The following is a 14789-nucleotide window of genomic DNA, read 5'->3' as shown; positions in this document are numbered from 1 at the left end:
CGATGACGCAATACGGAATGATTATCGACGTCAAGCGGTGCATCGCGTGCAGCACGTGCGTCGTGGGATGCAAGGTTGAGAACAATCTGCCGCAGGATATGTGGTGGAACAAAGTGGTGAACGAAGGCGGCGAGAACCCCGATTCGCCGGCCGGCACGTACGGCGGCGAGATGAGCATGTCGTCCTACACGCTGTCGTGCCAGCACTGCGACAAGCCGGCCTGCGTGGCGGTGTGCGCGACGGGCGCGACGTGGAAAGACGAGGAAACCGGCATCGTGATGATTGATGCCGAGAAGTGCATCGGCTGCGGCCTGTGCGTGGAGGCCTGCCCCTACGGCGTGCGCTCGCTGCAGGAGGGCGACCCCGTGCAGTACGCCGACTTCGCCTTCGGCGCGGCGAACGCCCCCGCGCACCTGGCGGGCACGGCCGAGAAATGCACGTTCTGCCACCATCGCGTGAAGGACGGCGACGTGCCGTTCTGCGTGGAGGTATGCCCCGGCCGCGCACGCTTCTTCGGCGACTTGGACGACCCGAATTCCGAGGTGGCGAAGCTGGCTGCCCAAAGCAACGCCGAGCAGCTGCTGGCCGATGCGGGCACCGGTCCGAACGTCTATCTGCTGCGTTAGCTGCGGCGCGTGCGGCGCCCCGCCCGACCTTCCCTCCCTCCTCGGGCGGGGCGCCCACCCAAACAACGCGTGGCGTGAGGAGGTGCTATCATGAGTCAAGCGATATCGTTGGCGTGTTCGGTCGCGTTCGTGGCGCTGTTCCGCAACGCCATCAAGGCGCGACCGTCGGCGTTCTACGTGCTTGCTGCGGCGACGGCGTGCTTCGGCGTGTACTTCACGTACCATCCTGTTGCCGACGGCTTCGTGCGCGCAACGGCGTTCGCGATACAAAAGGGGCAGGTGGGGTTCGCGTTTCTTGCCATCGTGATGTTCGTGGGAGCGTTTCGGGACGGTTCAGCGGTGCGCAAGGCCTTGCAGCCTGTTCGCGGGGAGCTCTCCATCGTCGCCACCATCCTGATGATCGCCCACTTCGTTCCGTATCTAACCAGCTATGCGGGCATGGTGGGCGCGCTCGGCTCGCTGAGGCCGACCGTGATCGCGTCGTTGGGCATCGCTGTGGTGATCATCGTGCTGCTGGCTGTTCTCTCGGTCACGTCGCTGCAAGCGGTCAAGCGTGCGATGAAGGCGAATTCGTGGAAGCGCGTGCAATGGCTGGCGTATGCGTTCTTCGCGCTGATATTCTTTCATATGCTCGGCTATATGATGGTTCCCGTTGCAGCGGGGTCGCCGGATGCGTCGGCGTCGCTGGGATTTTATCTGGTCGTATACGCGTCCTATGCGGTTGCGCGCGTACGACGCGTAGTGGTTGACAAAGGAGGAGGGCGATCATGGTTGACGACATGAACGGAAGCGAGGCGCTCGCGGCGGCGTGGGAGCTGGCCGCGTTCAGCTTCCGGTATCCGACGGATGAGCTTGCCGAGGCGGTGGCGTCGGGCGAGTGGGCCGACGCGGCGCGCGAGGTTGCGGAGGCGCGGGGGATCGAGCTTCCGGAATCGTTCGGCGCGAACGGCGCCGAGGACGTGCAGGATTTGAAGGCGCTGCGCGTTGAGGCGACGCGCCTGTTCATCGGCTCGCCGCAACCGTTGGTCAGCCCGTACGAGGGCGTGCGGCGCGCGCAAGAAGAGGGCGTGCAGGCGCTTTTGTTCGTGAACCCGCACTCGATGGCGGTGGAGCGCTTCATGAAATCGTGCGGGTTGACGAGACCCGAGGGGACGAACGAGCCGCTCGACCATCTTGCGACCGAGTGCGAGCTGCTCGAGCACCTCGCATTGCGCTCGCTGGGCGTCGCCGTGGACGACGAGTCGCCGCTTCCCGCAGATGCGGACTTGCCAGGGGGTTCGCCGCAGGCGGCGTACGAAGCCTTCCTCGCCGAACACGTGCGCGTGTGGGCGCCCGGCTTCGCCGCTGCGGTGGCCGCCGAAACGCGGCTTCCGTTCTATCGCGATGCGGCCGAGCTGCTAAAGGCTCTTACGGCGTAGCAGGCACGCGAGAAGCGCCTCCGCATGCGGAGGCGCTTCTGGTTACGGCTGGTAGGGCGGCATCGGTGGCTGCGGCTGGTAGGGGGTTCGCAGCTTGTTGAGGTACACGGCCGCGATGATGAGCAGCGCCATCGTGATGAGGTTGCCGCACAGCAGCGACAGCACGGCGCCGGCGATGGCCCAGCCGAACGCAGCGCCCAGCTTCTCGGGGCGGGAGGATGCCTGCAGTCCCAAGATTCCGGCGACAAGCACCACGCCGTGGCAGATCACAAGCCAGATCACGCCGACGGCGGCGATGCCCAGGCCGAGGGCCGTGACCACGGCAAGCGCTTCCGCATCGGAGTTTCGCGCGAATGCTTCCATGAATTCGGGATCGTTGTGCGCGACGACGAACGACGATGGGTCGTTCAGCAGGGCGCCGCCGATGCCCAACGCGACGAACAGCAGCAGGCATCCTGCAAGCGCTAACGCTGACAGGACGATCACGGCGATGCTCAAACCTCTCACCAGTCGCGCATCGGAGTTCGGCATAGGGTATCCTTTCCTGAGGGTATCGCTGGTAGTAGTATACGATACGTTGCACTACGAAAAATCAACAAGACGTGAACGCACAGCGGAAAGGATCGTCTATGGAGAACTTCGAATTCGTGTCGCCGACCCACTTCGTGTTCGGCAAAGGCGCGGAGGAACAGGTGGGCGCGAAGCTGGCCGAACGCGAGGCGCGCAAGGTGCTGCTGCATTTCGGGGGGCAGAGCGCGGTGAAAAGCGGCCTGATCGATCGCGTGAAGGCGTCGCTCGATGCGGCGGGGATCGAACACGTCGAACTGGGAGGCGTGCGCCCGAACCCCGAGATCACGCTCGTGCGCGAGGGAATCGCGCTATGCAAGGAGCACGGCATCGACTGGGTGCTGGCCGTGGGCGGCGGCTCGGTCATCGACTCGGCGAAGGCCATCGCCGTGGGCGCGCACTACGACGGCGACGTGTGGGATTTCTTCGAGACGAAACGGCAGACGAACGACGTGCTGCCCATCGCCGTGGTGCTCACCATCCCGGCTGCCGGCAGCGAAGCGTCGAAGAACACGGTGGTGTCGAACGACGAACTGCAGATGAAGTCGGGCTACCCGAACAACGCGCAGCGCCCGAAGCTCGCGTTCATGAACCCCGAGCTCACGTTCACGCTGCCGCCGTTCCAGACGGCCGCGGGCCTCACCGACATGTTCTGCCACCTGCTGGAGCGCTTCTTCGACGACGTGGGCGCGGTGCCGGTGACGGACAACCTGTGCCTGTCGCTCATGAAAACCGTGCGCGCCGAAGCTCCGCGCGTGATGGTGGAACCCGAGAACTACGATGCGCGCGCGAACGTGATGTGGGCGGGCATGCTGTGCCATCAGGGCCTCGCCGGCGTCGGCCGGCATGAGGACTGGGCGACGCACGGGCTGGAGCACGAGCTGTCGGCGCTCTATCCCGAGATCACGCATGGTGCGGGCCTGGCGGTCATGTTCCCGGCGTGGATGGAGTACGTCTACTCCGAGAACCCGGCGCGCTTCGCCTACTACGGACGCGAGGTGTTCGGTCTGGCACCCACCGGCGACGTGGATGCCGACGCGCTATCGGCCATCGACGAGACGCGCTCGTTCTTCGCCTCGCTCGGCATGCCTATCACGCTTGCGGAGCTCGACGTGGAGGAGGATGACATCGAGAAGCTCATCCCCACGCTCAAGGAGAACAAGGGCGAGCCCTTCGGCAGCTTCAAGAAGCTCACCATGGACGACGCCCGCGAGATCTATCGCATTGCACTCTAGCCGGGCTTGCTTCTGAGGCGCGCGTTCGAATAATAGAGGAGAGCCGCGGGGAGGGCTTGCTCCCCGCGGCTCTCGGATCGCTTCGGCGGTTTGGCTTCTTGTTGCGGCTCCTTGTCCGTGAGGATTGGGGGCCGTTCCGTTATTGCGGTCAAGAACCCCAGCAAGCTGGAAGCGAACTCAAGGATCGCCTTCCTACAAAAAGCAGCTGGCTACGATCACGATGGCGGTGGTCAGCAGGCCCGACACCGCGATGGAGACGCCGCTCATGGCACCTTCCAGCTCGCCCATCTCGAGCGCCTTCGTCGTGCCCACCGCGTGGCTGCACGTGCCGATGGCCACGCCTTTGGCGATGCCGTCGCGTACGCGGAACAAGCGCGCCATGAACGGTGTCGTGATGGCTCCCAGGATGCCGGTGACGATGACGGCCGCCACGGTGATGGACGTGATGCCGCCCAGCTGCTGCGATACCGCGATGGCGATAGGCGTGGTCACCGACTTGGGGATGAACGACAGCGCCAGCGCGTCGTCGAGCCCCAGCAGCTTGCACAGAGCGTAGGCGCTCGTCATGGACACGACCGAGCCCACGAGGCATCCGGCGAAGATGGGGACGAAGTGGTCCTTGAGCGTCTGTCGCTGCTGGTACACCGAGTACGCCAGCGCCACGGTGGCCGGTCCCAGCAGAAACGAGATGAGCTGCACGCTCTGCTCGTAGGATTCCAGGGGGATGTGCAGCGCCACGAGCGCTGCGATGATGAACGCGACGGTGACCAGCAGGGGGTTGAGCAGCGGCGATTTCACGCGCTCGTACAGCAGCACGGAAAGCTTGAACACCGCGAACGAGGCCGCGGTTCCCAATGCCAGGGTCAATGCGAGGTGCACCATCGGGTCCATGCGCCTACGCCTCCTCGTCAGCCGTGCGCGCGTCGCGCTTCTTCAGCAGTCGCGACACGAGCATCACCGTGTACGAGGTCGCCAAGAACACGAGCACCGTGGTGATCACGCATACGAGCGCGAACTTCGCCGCATTGCCTTCGAGCAGGGAGAAGCATCCCATGATGGCTACGCCGGCGGGGATGAAGAACAGCGACATGTTGTCGAGCAGGCAGTCGCAGGCATCGCCCACATGGCGAGCTTTCAGCAGGCCCGTGCCCAGAAGCGCGAGCAGCAGCACCATCCCCACGATATTGCCCGGCAGCTGGATGGGCAATATCGAGGCGAGGGCGCATCCTGCGGCGTACACCGCCACGATCACGCCGAGCTGTGCGACGAGCCGAGCTCCGCGTTTGCCGGCGCGTCCGGCCTTCGCTCTCCACGAGGCATCGTTAGGAGAGGGCGCGCACGCGCACCCGGAGACGCCCGAAGCGGCGTCGGTCAGCTGTTCCATGATTCGAGTTCCTCACCTGTATGCGGATGGGCGCGGCTCCCTGCCGAGCGCTCTCGATCCGCCCGATTTTGTCGCGCCTATTGTACGGCTGCCTGGCGTCGCCCGCGCAACACACGTCCAGAATTCACGCAAAACGAAAGCGGCACCGTCGAATAACCGACGGTGCCGCTCGAGGCTCCTGGGAGCCGCGCGCTAGTCTTTGTTGCCTACGAGTGCGTTCACCAGCGCCGATACGATGCTGATGACGATCGATGCGACGAACGCGCTGCCGAACGAATCGATGACGAGCCCCACTTGGAAAATCCCGTTCGCCAGCCACGCGGCGATGTACAGCATGAGCGTGTTCACCACGAGGTAGAAAATGCCGAGCGTGATCACGCTGATGGGGAGGCTGAGCACCTGCATGATGGGCTTGACGCTGATGTTGACCAGCGACAGGATGAGGCCGAAGATCGCGATGCCAACCCACGCATCCGAGCCGCCGAGCAGTTCCATGCCGGGGACGATCCACACGGCTACGCCCACGGCGATAGCGGTGACGAGCCAGCGGATGATGAAGTTCATGACGTGCTCCCTTACGTTTCCTGATGTGCGACGATATAACCGCATCACTATACCACGCTGTAATCGGCAGGGAGTCCATCGGTCACGCAGTCGTAAACCTCGGCCACCCGGCAGCCCGCTCGCGAGCTGCCGGGTGGCCGAAACGCTACAGCACCTGGATCGTGCCGGTGGCCATAAGGGCGATCGACACCACCATGAGCACCACGATAACGGCGGCGATGGCCTTGTCCGCCGCGTTCGGCAGGATCTTCTCGCCGCGCTCGCGCTGGCCCATGGCGTACACGATGATGCCCGGGGCGAACAGGATGGTGGTGATCATGATGCCCACGAGCCCAGCCGCCCACACGAGGAACACCGTGTACACGAAGCCCACGGTGCCGAACACGCGCGCCTTCTTCACCTGGTCGGGAGTCAGATGCTCGCGCTTCCAGGCGATCTTCATGTAGTAAGCCGCCGAGCACACGTAGGGAATGAGGATGGTGGACACGGCGCACGCGTAGAAGAACTGGTACGTGGACGACGAGAACACCGACACGACGAGGAACAGCTGCGTGATGCCGGCCGAGATGAGCACGGTCACGATGGGCGCGCCGTTCTTGTTCGTGCGCGCGAACGACTTGGGGAACACGCCCTGGCGCGCGGCCTCGAACGGCGTCTCGGCTGCGATGATCACGTAGCCCAGCATCGCTCCCAGCAGCGACAGCACCACGCCGAGGTTCACGATGCCCGCGCCGACGGGGCCGATGGCATGCTCGAGGATGCCGGCCATCGAGGGCGTGGCCAGCTCGGCCATCTGCGCGCGCGGCATGACTCCCATGCTCTCGAGCGAGATGATGAGGTACAGCACGAACACCGAGATGAAGCCGATGACCGTGGCGCGGCCCACGTCGCGAGCGTACTTTGCGCGCCCCGAGATGACCACGGCGCCCTCGATGCCGGTGAACACCCACACGAGCGCGATCATGGTAGAGACGATCTGCTGTCCCAGGTCGGGCCCGCCCGGCTCGCCCCAGAAGTTCTCCATGAAGATGGCGGGATCGAACTTCCCCAGCAGCGCGATGGACAGTACGAACAGCGCCAGCGGCACGAGCTTCGCGATGGTGACGACGACGTTGATGCCGGCTGCCTCTTTCACGCCGCGCGACACGAGCCATACGAGCAGCCACAGGAACGCCGAGGCGCACACGCACGACAGCAGGTTGTTGCCGCTCTCGAACGGATGGAAGAAGTACCCGAGCGCCGAGAACAGCAGAATGGCGAACGACACGTTCGACAGGCAGGCCGACACCCAGTAGCCCCAGGCGGAATTGAACCCGACGAAGTCGCCGAAGCCTGCCGCCGCGTACGCGTAGATGCCGCCGGTGAGGTCGGGCCGGGCCTGCGACAGCCCGTTGAAGCACATCATGAGCGAGAACACGCCGACGAAGCAGATGGCCCAGCTGATGAGCACGGCGCCGGTGCTGGCGCCGCCAGCGGCCATGTCGCCGGCCAGCGCGAAGATGCCTCCGCAGATGCTGGCCGTGATCACCATCATCGTGAGGCGGAACAGGTCAAGGCCGTTCGGATCGATGATCTGGCCTTTATCGCGGGATTCGCCCGCGCCGACGGCGATGCTCCCGTCAAGGGTTTCAGAGACAGCGCTCGACATAACCCCTCCTTTCCAGGGGGTTGCAGGGAATGCTGACGCACGGCACGGCAAGGTGCGGCGTCGGAAATGAAGCGGCGCGCCGGGCAGGTGCCGCAGCGCGCCGTATGCGGCGAATGAGTAAAGTGGGAGACAGGCTGATTGTGGCGAGTCGGATAGCCGTGAAGGTTCCGAGGGCTTGAGCTAAGCGGCCTTCCGGGCCGTGTGCGAAAGTCCTAGGGTTCTGAACGGCTAGGCGGTCGCCACAATCAGCCGTCAGGTTAGAAGCGCAGCGACAGGCAGCTCAGGCCGCCGTCCAGCTTGCGATACTCGGACGTGTCGACCGTGATGGTCTCGTAGCCGGCGTCCTGAACGGCCTTCAGCACGGTGGGGTAGCCCTCGGGCACGATGACGGTGCCGTTCACCCAGATGCAGTTCGCGGCGTAGGCCTCGTCCTCGGGGATCTCGATGCGGTTGTACTGCTCGAAGTCGGGCTTCGTCACGAACTCGCCGGACACCAGCATGTTGCCGTCTTCCAGGTAGTTCACGCCGGTCTTGAGGTGCAGCACCTTCTCCAGCTTCACCTCGGAGCCCTCGAGGCCCCAGCCTTCCAGGATCTCGCAGAACTGGCGGATGCCCTCTTCGTTGGTGCGGGCGGACTGGCCCACGTAGAAGTGGTCGCCCACCATCATGACGTCGCCGCCGTCGAGCGTGCCGGGGCTCACGATGTGCTTCACGTGCTCGTCGTCGAAGAACTTGCGCACGGCCGGCTCGATCTCGTCCTTCTCGCCGTTGCGGCTGTCGGCGCCCGGGTTCGTGATGATGGCGCCCATGCGCGTGATGACCGCGGGATCCTCGACGAAGCAGGAGTCGGGGAACTGCTCAAGCGCCGGCAGGACGGTCACTTCGACGCCGCACTCCTTGAGGGCCGCGATGTAGTCGTCGTGCTGCTTGAGCGCCTTCTCGTAATCGGGCTGGCCCAGCTCGGGGGCGGAGGTGATGCCTTCGACCATGGACTTCGCGGGACGGCGGACGATGACGTTGGAGAACTTGGTCATGACGGAATCCTTTCGTAGAGATTATTTCCGTTCGTTCCTATGCCGCACATTGTATTCTGTATATTGTATACAATCAAGGGAGAGCGGGAAGTTTTTCGGAATTGTTAAAAAGTGTCCCCAGGGATCCCGCCTTCCGGTTTTCGCAAGCGTACGGGACTCGCGAACGCCCTCCGGCGTGGCGAGAGCCATGCGCGCACAGCGCATCTTCGCCCGAAACACACGCAAAACAGCCCCCAAGCGTGTGTTTCGGGCGAAGATGCGTGCCGGAAGCGCAGGAGCGAGCGCAACAGATGCGTGCGCGCCGAGCGGGGTCGCGCGCGAACGCGCCGCGGCGCTTGTGGTATATTGGTATACACGATGGCGGCACGACCCAGGCGGATGATATGACGAACGAGTACCGATCGCTCAAGGACCATGTGTACAACCACATCGTCGACCTTATCGACGGCGGCACCCTCGCCGACGACCACAAGATCAGCGAGCAGCAGATATGCGACGCGCTCGGCGTGAGCCGCACGCCCGTCCGCGAGGCGCTCATCCAGCTCGCCGCCGACGGCTACCTCGAGAACGTTCCGCGCAAGGGCTTCTACGTCAAGCGCGTGACGGAGGACAGCGCCCGCGAGATCGTGGAGATCATCGGGCCGCTCGACGGCCGCGCCGCGCTACTTGCCGTGGACGAGATGACCGAGGACGACATCGCGCAGCTGCAATTCCTCCACGGCTCTATGCAGCTGGCCATCGAGAAAGGCCTCTTCAAGAAATACGACGACCTGCAGCACGATTTCCACGATTGCTACGTGCGCAAGTGCGGAAACTCGCATCTTGTAGGTCTGATTCACCAGATGAACCGTTACTTTATGAAGCGAGAGTACGCCAACGTCCGCGAGGACGAGCTCGACGGCCTGCTGCGCAAGGCGAACGAGGAGCATGCCGAAATCGTCAGGCTCTTCGAGCAGCGCGACGGAGAAGAGCTGCAACGGTTCATTCGCGACGTACATTGGAGCATCGACAATGCCAAATTCCTCGTCTGGTAGCGCGCGGCACGCAAAGCGTCCCGCGTCGAAGGCGCCTGCATGCCCCGTCGAGCGCGAATGCGGAGCGTGCCAGCACGTCAGCGTCCCGTACGACAAGCAGCTCGCGCGCAAGGACGCCCGCGTAGCCGACCTGTTCGCCGATGTGGCCGACGCCGCCGCGCTGCGGCCCATCATCGGCATGGACGAACCCTTCCACTACCGCAACAAGGTGGTGTCCCCCTACGCGCCCGGGCGCAAGTTGCAGGGAACGGCGAAGCGCGGTCAGAAGCCGCGCCGCGAAATCCTCTGCGGCATGTACGCGGCAGGGTCGCATCGCATCGTGCCCACCGACGGCTGCCTCATCGAGAACGAGGAGGCCAAGCGCATCATCCGCGCCGTGCGCGATCTCATGGGGCGCTTCGGCATCGAGCCGTACCGCGAGGACGCGGGCTCGGGGTTCCTCCGCCACGCCGTGGTGCGCGTCGGCCACACGAGCGGCGAGATCCTCGTCACGCTCGTGACGAACGGCCGCACGTTTCCCGCGTCGCGGGCGTTCTGCCGCGAGCTCGCGAGACGCTGTCCGCGCATCACGTCGGTCGTACAGAACGTGAACGAGCGGCAGACCAACGTGATCCTCGGCGAGAGGGAGCAAACCCTGTACGGCCCGGGCTTCATCTTGGACAAGCTGTGCGGGTTGAGCTTCCGCATCTCGTCGCAATCGTTTTACCAGGTGAACGCAGCGCAGACCGAAGTGCTGTACGAGCGTGCAATCGAATTGGCGGGCTTCACCGGCACCGAGTGCGCCATCGACGCCTACTGCGGCACGGGCACCATCGGGCTCGTGGCGGCCAAGCACGGTGCGAAGCAGGTGATCGGCGTGGACACGGTGGCATCGGCCGTGCGGGATGCGCGCGAGAACGCCAAGCACAACGGCGTGGAGAACGCGCGGTTCGTGGTGGGCGATGCGGGCGCGTTCATGCGCGAGCGCGCCGCTGCGGGCGAGGCCGTGGACGTGCTGCTCATGGATCCTCCGCGCGCAGGGTCGAGCGAGGAGTTCCTCGCCTCCGCCGCCGCGCTGGCCCCGCAGCGTATCGTGTACATCTCGTGCAACCCTGAAACGCACGTGCGCGACCTGGCCTTTCTGCGGAAGCAGGGCTACGTTGTGCGCGCGGTGCAGCCGGTGGACATGTTCCCGCATACCGATCACATCGAAACGATCGCGCTCGTCGAGCGCGGAGAGGATGCCCCCGAAAGGAGCGAACGATGAGCGAGTGCGATTCCGAGCAATCGTCTGCGTCGGACGAACGGCCGGGCGAGATGGCTCCGGTGATGCGTCACGATGCGCCGTCGACTGCCGATGGTCGAAGCGACGGCGTGACCGATCTGCACCGCTTCGTGTTCGACACCGTGTTGGAGGGCATGCGCACGAGCATTTACGTGACCGACCCCGAAACCGACAAGATCCTCTACATGAACGGGTTCATGAAGCACGATTACGGCGTGGAGAACCCCGAAGGCAAGACGTGCTGGCAGGTGCTGCAGCGCGGCTTGACTGAGCGGTGCGCGTTCTGTCCCGTAGACGAGCTTTTGAGCTGCGGCGACGAGACGCCGTTGGTGGAGTGGGACGAAGAAAGCCCGGTGACGGGCCGCACGTATCGCAATTACGACAGCTTGGTCGAGTGGGTCGACGGCTCGCGCGTGCACCTGCAGCAGTCGGTGGACATCACGGCGCTTGTGTCGGCGAACACCGACGAGCTGACCGGCATGATGAGTCGCCGCGCCGGCAAGGATCGCTTGGCCATCTCGCTCGCGCGCGCCGCAGTCGAGGGCGAGGACGTGTCCATCGTGCTGTACGACATCAACCGCTTGAAGGACGTCAACGACCAGTACGGACACGCCGAGGGTGACTATCTCATCCGCTCGGCCGCGAACGCCCTGCGCAGCGAGTTCGGGCCGAACGACTACGGGTTCCGTCTGAGCGGCGACGAGTTCGTGTGCGTGTTCCTGGGCGATGCGGCCTCGACGCGTGCGAAGGTCGAGCACGCTCGCCGGTCGCTCACCGCGATCCCCCGCCGTACCGATCCTCCGTACGACATGGGCTTCTGCTTTGGCATCGCGGAGGTCGATCCGGAAGCGCCGCTCGAGGTGTACGAGGTGCTGGCCTTGGCCGACCAGCGCATGTACGAGGAGAAGCGCCGCTACCATATCGACCGCAACATCAACGAGCTGATCAGCTCCGAGCAATCGGGCAAAGGCGTGTCGGTCGATCCTCGCGCGTTCTCGTACGAGGAGGGCAAGCTGTACGACGCGCTCGTCGAGAGCACCGACGACTATCTTTACGTATGCAACATGAGAACCGGCGTGTTCCGCTATCCGCGCGCGATGGTGGAGGAGTTCGACCTGCCCTCCGAAGTGGTGGAGAACGCGGCGGCCGTGTGGGGTTCGAAGGTGCATCCCGACGACAAGCAGGTGTTCCTCGAATCGAACCAGGAAATAGCCGATGCGCGCACCACGCGTCATTGGGTGGAGTACCGCGCCATCAACCGCAAGGGCGAGTGGGTGCGGCTGCGGTGCCGCGGTCGGCTCATCCTCGACGCGGGAGGCAAGCCGCTGCTGTTCGCCGGGTTCATCGCGAACCTTGGCAAGAAGAGCAAAGTCGATCCGCTGACCGGCCTGTTCAACAAGTTCGAGTTCGAAGACGACGTACGTCGTCGCATCGAGACGATGCCGAACGAGCCGATGAGCCTCATGATGCTGGGCATCGACGACTTGCGGCACATCAACGACCGCTACGACCGCGCGTTCGGCGACGAAGTCATCCGGTTCGTGGCGCAGCGCATTCAGAGCGCGCTGCCCGAGGAGGCGCGCGTGTACCGTCTCGACGGCGATGAGTTCGCGGTGATCGTCAACGACGACGTCAACGTGCTGCGAGGGGCGTACGCCCAGCTAGGCGGTATGTTCCAGCGACAGCACGACCACGAAGGGCGCAAGTTCTACTGCACGCTGTCCGGCGGCATCGCGCAATATCCTGTCGATGCCGAGACCTACGAGAGCCTCGTCAAGTACGCCAACTACGCCCTGGAGTACGCGAAGGGGCACGGCAAGAAGCGCTGCGTGAACTTCTCACAGCCCATCCTGGCCGAGCGCGTACGCGAGCTCGAGCTCATGGAGCTGCTGCGCGACAGCGTGGAAAACGGTTTCAAGGGGTTCAGCCTGTGCTACCAGCCCCAGGTGGAAGCCGCGACGGGGCGCGTCGTGGGCGCCGAGGCGCTCGCGCGCTGGCGCTGCGACGCGTACGGCGATCTGTCGCCGCTCGAGTTCATCCCCCTCCTCGAAGAGAGCGGCCTCATCGTGCCGATGGGCACGTGGGTGCTGCAGCATGCGGTGGACACGTGCAAGCGATGGCGCAAGGCGATCCCGTCCTTCACCATGAGCGTGAACCTGTCGTATCGCCAGCTCGACGAAGAAGGTCTGGCCCCGCTCATCGTCGACACGCTGCACGAGGCGGGGCTGCCTCCCGATAGCCTCGTCGTGGAGATGACCGAGAGCCGTTTTGCCGACGATGCGCAGGCCACGCATCAGCTGTTCGATCAGCTGCGCATGCAGGGCGTGCGCGTGGCTATGGACGATTTCGGCACGGGGTACTCGTCGCTGGGCGTGCTGAAGACTTCGCCCGCCGATATCGTGAAAATCGACCGGGCGTTCATCCGCGACATCCAAACGAGCACGTTCGATGCCACGTTCATCAAGTTCGTGGTGGAGCTGTGCCACGCCGTGGGCATCAGCGTGTGCCTCGAAGGCGTGGAAACCGATGCGGAGTACGAGGTGGTGGGCGGCATGGGGCTCGACTACATCCAGGGCTTCCTGTTCGGTCGCCCGCTGCCCGAAGACGAATTCGAGCGGAGGTTCTTGGAGGGGAGGGCGTGATGGCTGCCGAACGGACGGAAACCCTGGTCGGTCGCGTGGCGGAGACGTTGGAGGAGCGCGCGTTGGCGGGGGCGGACACCCCGGTGCTGTTGATGGTGTCGGGCGGATCGGACTCCACGGCGCTCGCCTACGTCGCGAGCGAGCTGCGCGAGTGCGGGGCGCTCGGCCAGCTGGCCATGCTGCATGTCAACCATCAGCTGCGCGGCGACGACGCCGACGACGACGCGCGTTTCGTCGCCCGGCTGGCCGAGCTGCTGAACATCCCGCTGTTCTCGTGCGACATCGACATCGCAGGCGAGGCGCGGCGCACGGGCGAGAACGTGGAAGCCGTCGCCCGCCGCGAGCGCTACCTGGCCGCGAACGAGGCGCTCGAAAGCCTGTGCCTTCACGCGGCGGCGCCCCTGGCCGACGGTCGCATCCTCACGGCGCACACGTCCGACGATCGCGTGGAGAGCTTCTACATGCGCTCGATCGTGGGCACGGGGCCGGGCGGGTTCCGCGCTATGAAGTACCGCAACGGACCGGTGGTGCGCCCGTTGCTCGACGTCAGCCGCGAGGAGCTGCGCGCCTACATTGCAGAGCGCGAGCAGACAGAAGCGCCCGTGGCGTGCGACGGTGCGGGCAACCTGTGGCGCGAGGATGCGACGAACGCGCACACCGATCGCTTCCGCGCCTACGTGCGCCACGAGATCGTGCCGCGCGCGAAGGAGCGCAATCCGCAGCTGCTCGAGGTGCTCGGACGCACCATGAACCTGATCGCCGACGAGGACGACATGCTGGAGCGCATGGTAGACGAGTTGATGGCCGACCGCGTCGAAGCGCTCGGCGACGACTACGGTGCAGGCTGCGTGCTGGCTCCCGGGTTCGGCGCGGAGCCGCTGCCGCTGCGCCGCCGCGCCGTGCTGCGCGCGTTGCAGCTGATGCTGGGCCGCGACGCCCGCGTGGAAACGGCGTCGGTGGAAGCGGTGCTGGCCGCGTTCGACGACGGGCAGGGCGGCAAGCCCCGTGGCGGCTACGTGACCAACATCCAGGGCGATCTCGCCGTCAGCGCGAACAAGCATGGCGTTCGCATCGAGCCCATGGCCGCCTACCGAGCCCGCCGAAAGCGCGGGTAGGCCGCGCTACGAGGTTCCGGAGTGGGCGCAAAGCGGCGCCCATGACAATTTCCGACCGTCTTGCGTAGGCCGGCCGAGCCAAAACATCGCGAAAACCCCAGGTGGCGAAAATCCAGACCCGTTTCTTCAAGCTTTGGGCCACTGAAAATTGTCATGGGCGCCGCTTTGCGCCCACTCCGGAACGTCTGCCGCAGGGACGCATAATCAACAGGGGCGAAACGCCGAGTCGGGTGATCTCGCCATTGCGGTATCGCAATG

The 14789-nt window shown here is 64.9% G+C and carries 14 protein-coding genes; 8 read left to right on the top strand and 6 right to left on the bottom strand.

All coding sequences use genetic code 11. The annotated features are described in order from the left end of the window. Positions 1 to 2: 2 nt before the first annotated feature. The 3 genes from C1A15_RS00955 to C1A15_RS00945 all read left to right on the top strand — a co-directional run bounded on the left by C1A15_RS00955 (position 3) and on the right by C1A15_RS00945 (position 2044). Positions 3 to 626 (top strand): 4Fe-4S dicluster domain-containing protein, encoded by a 624-nt coding sequence (locus C1A15_RS00955; RefSeq protein ID WP_101720841.1) that lies wholly within the window; start codon positions 3 to 5, stop codon positions 624 to 626. Positions 627 to 716: 90 nt separating this feature from the next. Further along, positions 717 to 1409 (top strand): ferric reductase-like transmembrane domain-containing protein, encoded by a 693-nt coding sequence (locus tag C1A15_RS00950; RefSeq protein WP_101720840.1) that lies wholly within the window; start codon positions 717 to 719, stop codon positions 1407 to 1409. Continuing rightward, positions 1394 to 2044, top strand: a complete 651-nt coding sequence (locus C1A15_RS00945) for a TorD/DmsD family molecular chaperone (RefSeq protein ID WP_180952948.1) — start codon at positions 1394 to 1396, stop codon at positions 2042 to 2044. Before C1A15_RS00950 ends, C1A15_RS00945 begins: the two co-directional genes overlap by 16 nt. Positions 2045 to 2086: 42 nt before the next feature. Here C1A15_RS00945 and C1A15_RS00940 read toward each other — a convergent pair whose 3' ends face one another. Next, positions 2087 to 2575 carry a hypothetical protein gene (locus C1A15_RS00940; RefSeq protein WP_101720839.1) on the bottom strand — a complete coding sequence of 163 codons (489 nt, stop codon included), beginning with the start codon at positions 2573 to 2575 and terminating at the stop codon, positions 2087 to 2089. A gap of 98 nt (positions 2576 to 2673) precedes the next feature. On the opposite strand from C1A15_RS00940, the gene C1A15_RS00935 reads away from it, so the two are divergent. Continuing rightward, a complete protein-coding gene (locus C1A15_RS00935) occupies positions 2674 to 3846 on the top strand; it encodes an iron-containing alcohol dehydrogenase (RefSeq protein WP_101720838.1) in 1173 nt (390 codons plus the stop codon). Between the two features lie 192 nt (positions 3847 to 4038). On the opposite strand, the gene C1A15_RS00930 is transcribed toward C1A15_RS00935, so the two are convergent. From C1A15_RS00930 to C1A15_RS00910, 5 genes are all read right to left on the bottom strand, one after another. Beyond that, complete coding sequence (locus C1A15_RS00930) at positions 4039 to 4737, bottom strand: LrgB family protein (protein WP_101720837.1); 699 nt, start codon at positions 4735 to 4737, stop codon at positions 4039 to 4041. A 4-nt stretch (positions 4738 to 4741) separates the two neighbouring features. Beyond that, the gene (locus C1A15_RS00925; RefSeq protein ID WP_101720836.1) at positions 4742 to 5230 is read right to left on the bottom strand and encodes a CidA/LrgA family protein; all 489 of its coding nucleotides are present in this window, start codon (positions 5228 to 5230) and stop codon (positions 4742 to 4744) included. Between the two features lie 192 nt (positions 5231 to 5422). Then, positions 5423 to 5794 carry a phage holin family protein gene (locus C1A15_RS00920; protein ID WP_101720835.1) on the bottom strand — a complete coding sequence of 124 codons (372 nt, stop codon included), beginning with the start codon at positions 5792 to 5794 and terminating at the stop codon, positions 5423 to 5425. A 145-nt stretch (positions 5795 to 5939) separates the two neighbouring features. Continuing rightward, positions 5940 to 7442, bottom strand: coding sequence for a basic amino acid/polyamine antiporter (locus C1A15_RS00915; RefSeq protein WP_101720834.1), 1503 nt, complete (start codon positions 7440 to 7442; stop codon positions 5940 to 5942). Positions 7443 to 7699: 257 nt separating this feature from the next. After that, entirely contained in the window at positions 7700 to 8476 is a 777-nt protein-coding gene (locus C1A15_RS00910; protein ID WP_101720833.1) for a dimethylarginine dimethylaminohydrolase family protein, read from the bottom strand. 383 nt (positions 8477 to 8859) lie between these two features. On the opposite strand from C1A15_RS00910, the gene C1A15_RS00905 reads away from it, so the two are divergent. From C1A15_RS00905 to tilS, 4 genes are read left to right on the top strand one after another with little or no spacing between them, the layout of a single operon-like run. Then, positions 8860 to 9510, top strand: coding sequence for a GntR family transcriptional regulator (locus C1A15_RS00905; RefSeq protein WP_101720832.1), 651 nt, complete (start codon positions 8860 to 8862; stop codon positions 9508 to 9510). After that, positions 9488 to 10756, top strand: a complete 1269-nt coding sequence (gene rlmD / locus C1A15_RS00900; RefSeq protein WP_101720831.1) for a 23S rRNA (uracil(1939)-C(5))-methyltransferase RlmD — start codon at positions 9488 to 9490, stop codon at positions 10754 to 10756. Before C1A15_RS00905 ends, rlmD begins: the two co-directional genes overlap by 23 nt. After that, positions 10753 to 13416, top strand: a complete 2664-nt coding sequence (locus C1A15_RS00895) for a bifunctional diguanylate cyclase/phosphodiesterase (protein ID WP_101720830.1) — start codon at positions 10753 to 10755, stop codon at positions 13414 to 13416. Before rlmD ends, C1A15_RS00895 begins: the two co-directional genes overlap by 4 nt. After that, positions 13416 to 14531, top strand: coding sequence for a tRNA lysidine(34) synthetase TilS (gene tilS / locus C1A15_RS00890; protein ID WP_101720829.1), 1116 nt, complete (start codon positions 13416 to 13418; stop codon positions 14529 to 14531). The genes C1A15_RS00895 and tilS overlap by 1 nt, the downstream gene beginning before the upstream one ends. Positions 14532 to 14789: the final 258 nt, after the last annotated feature.

This window comes from Eggerthella timonensis, from assembly GCF_900184265.1.
Lineage (GTDB): Bacteria > Actinomycetota > Coriobacteriia > Coriobacteriales > Eggerthellaceae > Eggerthella > Eggerthella timonensis.
The sequence above is the reverse complement of the archived record's forward strand: the minus strand, read 5'-3'. Positions and strand labels throughout refer to the sequence as shown.

Excerpts from the sequence above, each read along its gene's own strand:
- C1A15_RS00910 (WP_101720833.1), bottom strand. The coding sequence starts at position 8,476 with ATGACCAAGTTCTCCAACGTCATCGTCCGCCGTCCCGCGAAGTCCATG.
- C1A15_RS00915 (WP_101720834.1), bottom strand. The coding sequence starts at position 7,442 with ATGTCGAGCGCTGTCTCTGAAACCCTTGACGGGAGCATCGCCGTCGGC.
- C1A15_RS00935 (WP_101720838.1), top strand. The coding sequence starts at position 2,674 with ATGGAGAACTTCGAATTCGTGTCGCCGACCCACTTCGTGTTCGGCAAA.
- C1A15_RS00955 (WP_101720841.1), top strand. The coding sequence starts at position 3 with ATGACGCAATACGGAATGATTATCGACGTCAAGCGGTGCATCGCGTGC.
- C1A15_RS00925 (WP_101720836.1), bottom strand. The coding sequence starts at position 5,230 with ATGGAACAGCTGACCGACGCCGCTTCGGGCGTCTCCGGGTGCGCGTGC.
- C1A15_RS00945 (WP_180952948.1), top strand. The coding sequence starts at position 1,394 with ATGGTTGACGACATGAACGGAAGCGAGGCGCTCGCGGCGGCGTGGGAG.
- C1A15_RS00950 (WP_101720840.1), top strand. The coding sequence starts at position 717 with ATGAGTCAAGCGATATCGTTGGCGTGTTCGGTCGCGTTCGTGGCGCTG.
- C1A15_RS00940 (WP_101720839.1), bottom strand. The coding sequence starts at position 2,575 with ATGCCGAACTCCGATGCGCGACTGGTGAGAGGTTTGAGCATCGCCGTG.
- C1A15_RS00895 (WP_101720830.1), top strand. The coding sequence starts at position 10,753 with ATGAGCGAGTGCGATTCCGAGCAATCGTCTGCGTCGGACGAACGGCCG.
- C1A15_RS00905 (WP_101720832.1), top strand. The coding sequence starts at position 8,860 with ATGACGAACGAGTACCGATCGCTCAAGGACCATGTGTACAACCACATC.
- rlmD (WP_101720831.1), top strand. The coding sequence starts at position 9,488 with ATGCCAAATTCCTCGTCTGGTAGCGCGCGGCACGCAAAGCGTCCCGCG.
- tilS (WP_101720829.1), top strand. The coding sequence starts at position 13,416 with ATGGCTGCCGAACGGACGGAAACCCTGGTCGGTCGCGTGGCGGAGACG.
- C1A15_RS00930 (WP_101720837.1), bottom strand. The coding sequence starts at position 4,737 with ATGGACCCGATGGTGCACCTCGCATTGACCCTGGCATTGGGAACCGCG.
- C1A15_RS00920 (WP_101720835.1), bottom strand. The coding sequence starts at position 5,794 with ATGAACTTCATCATCCGCTGGCTCGTCACCGCTATCGCCGTGGGCGTA.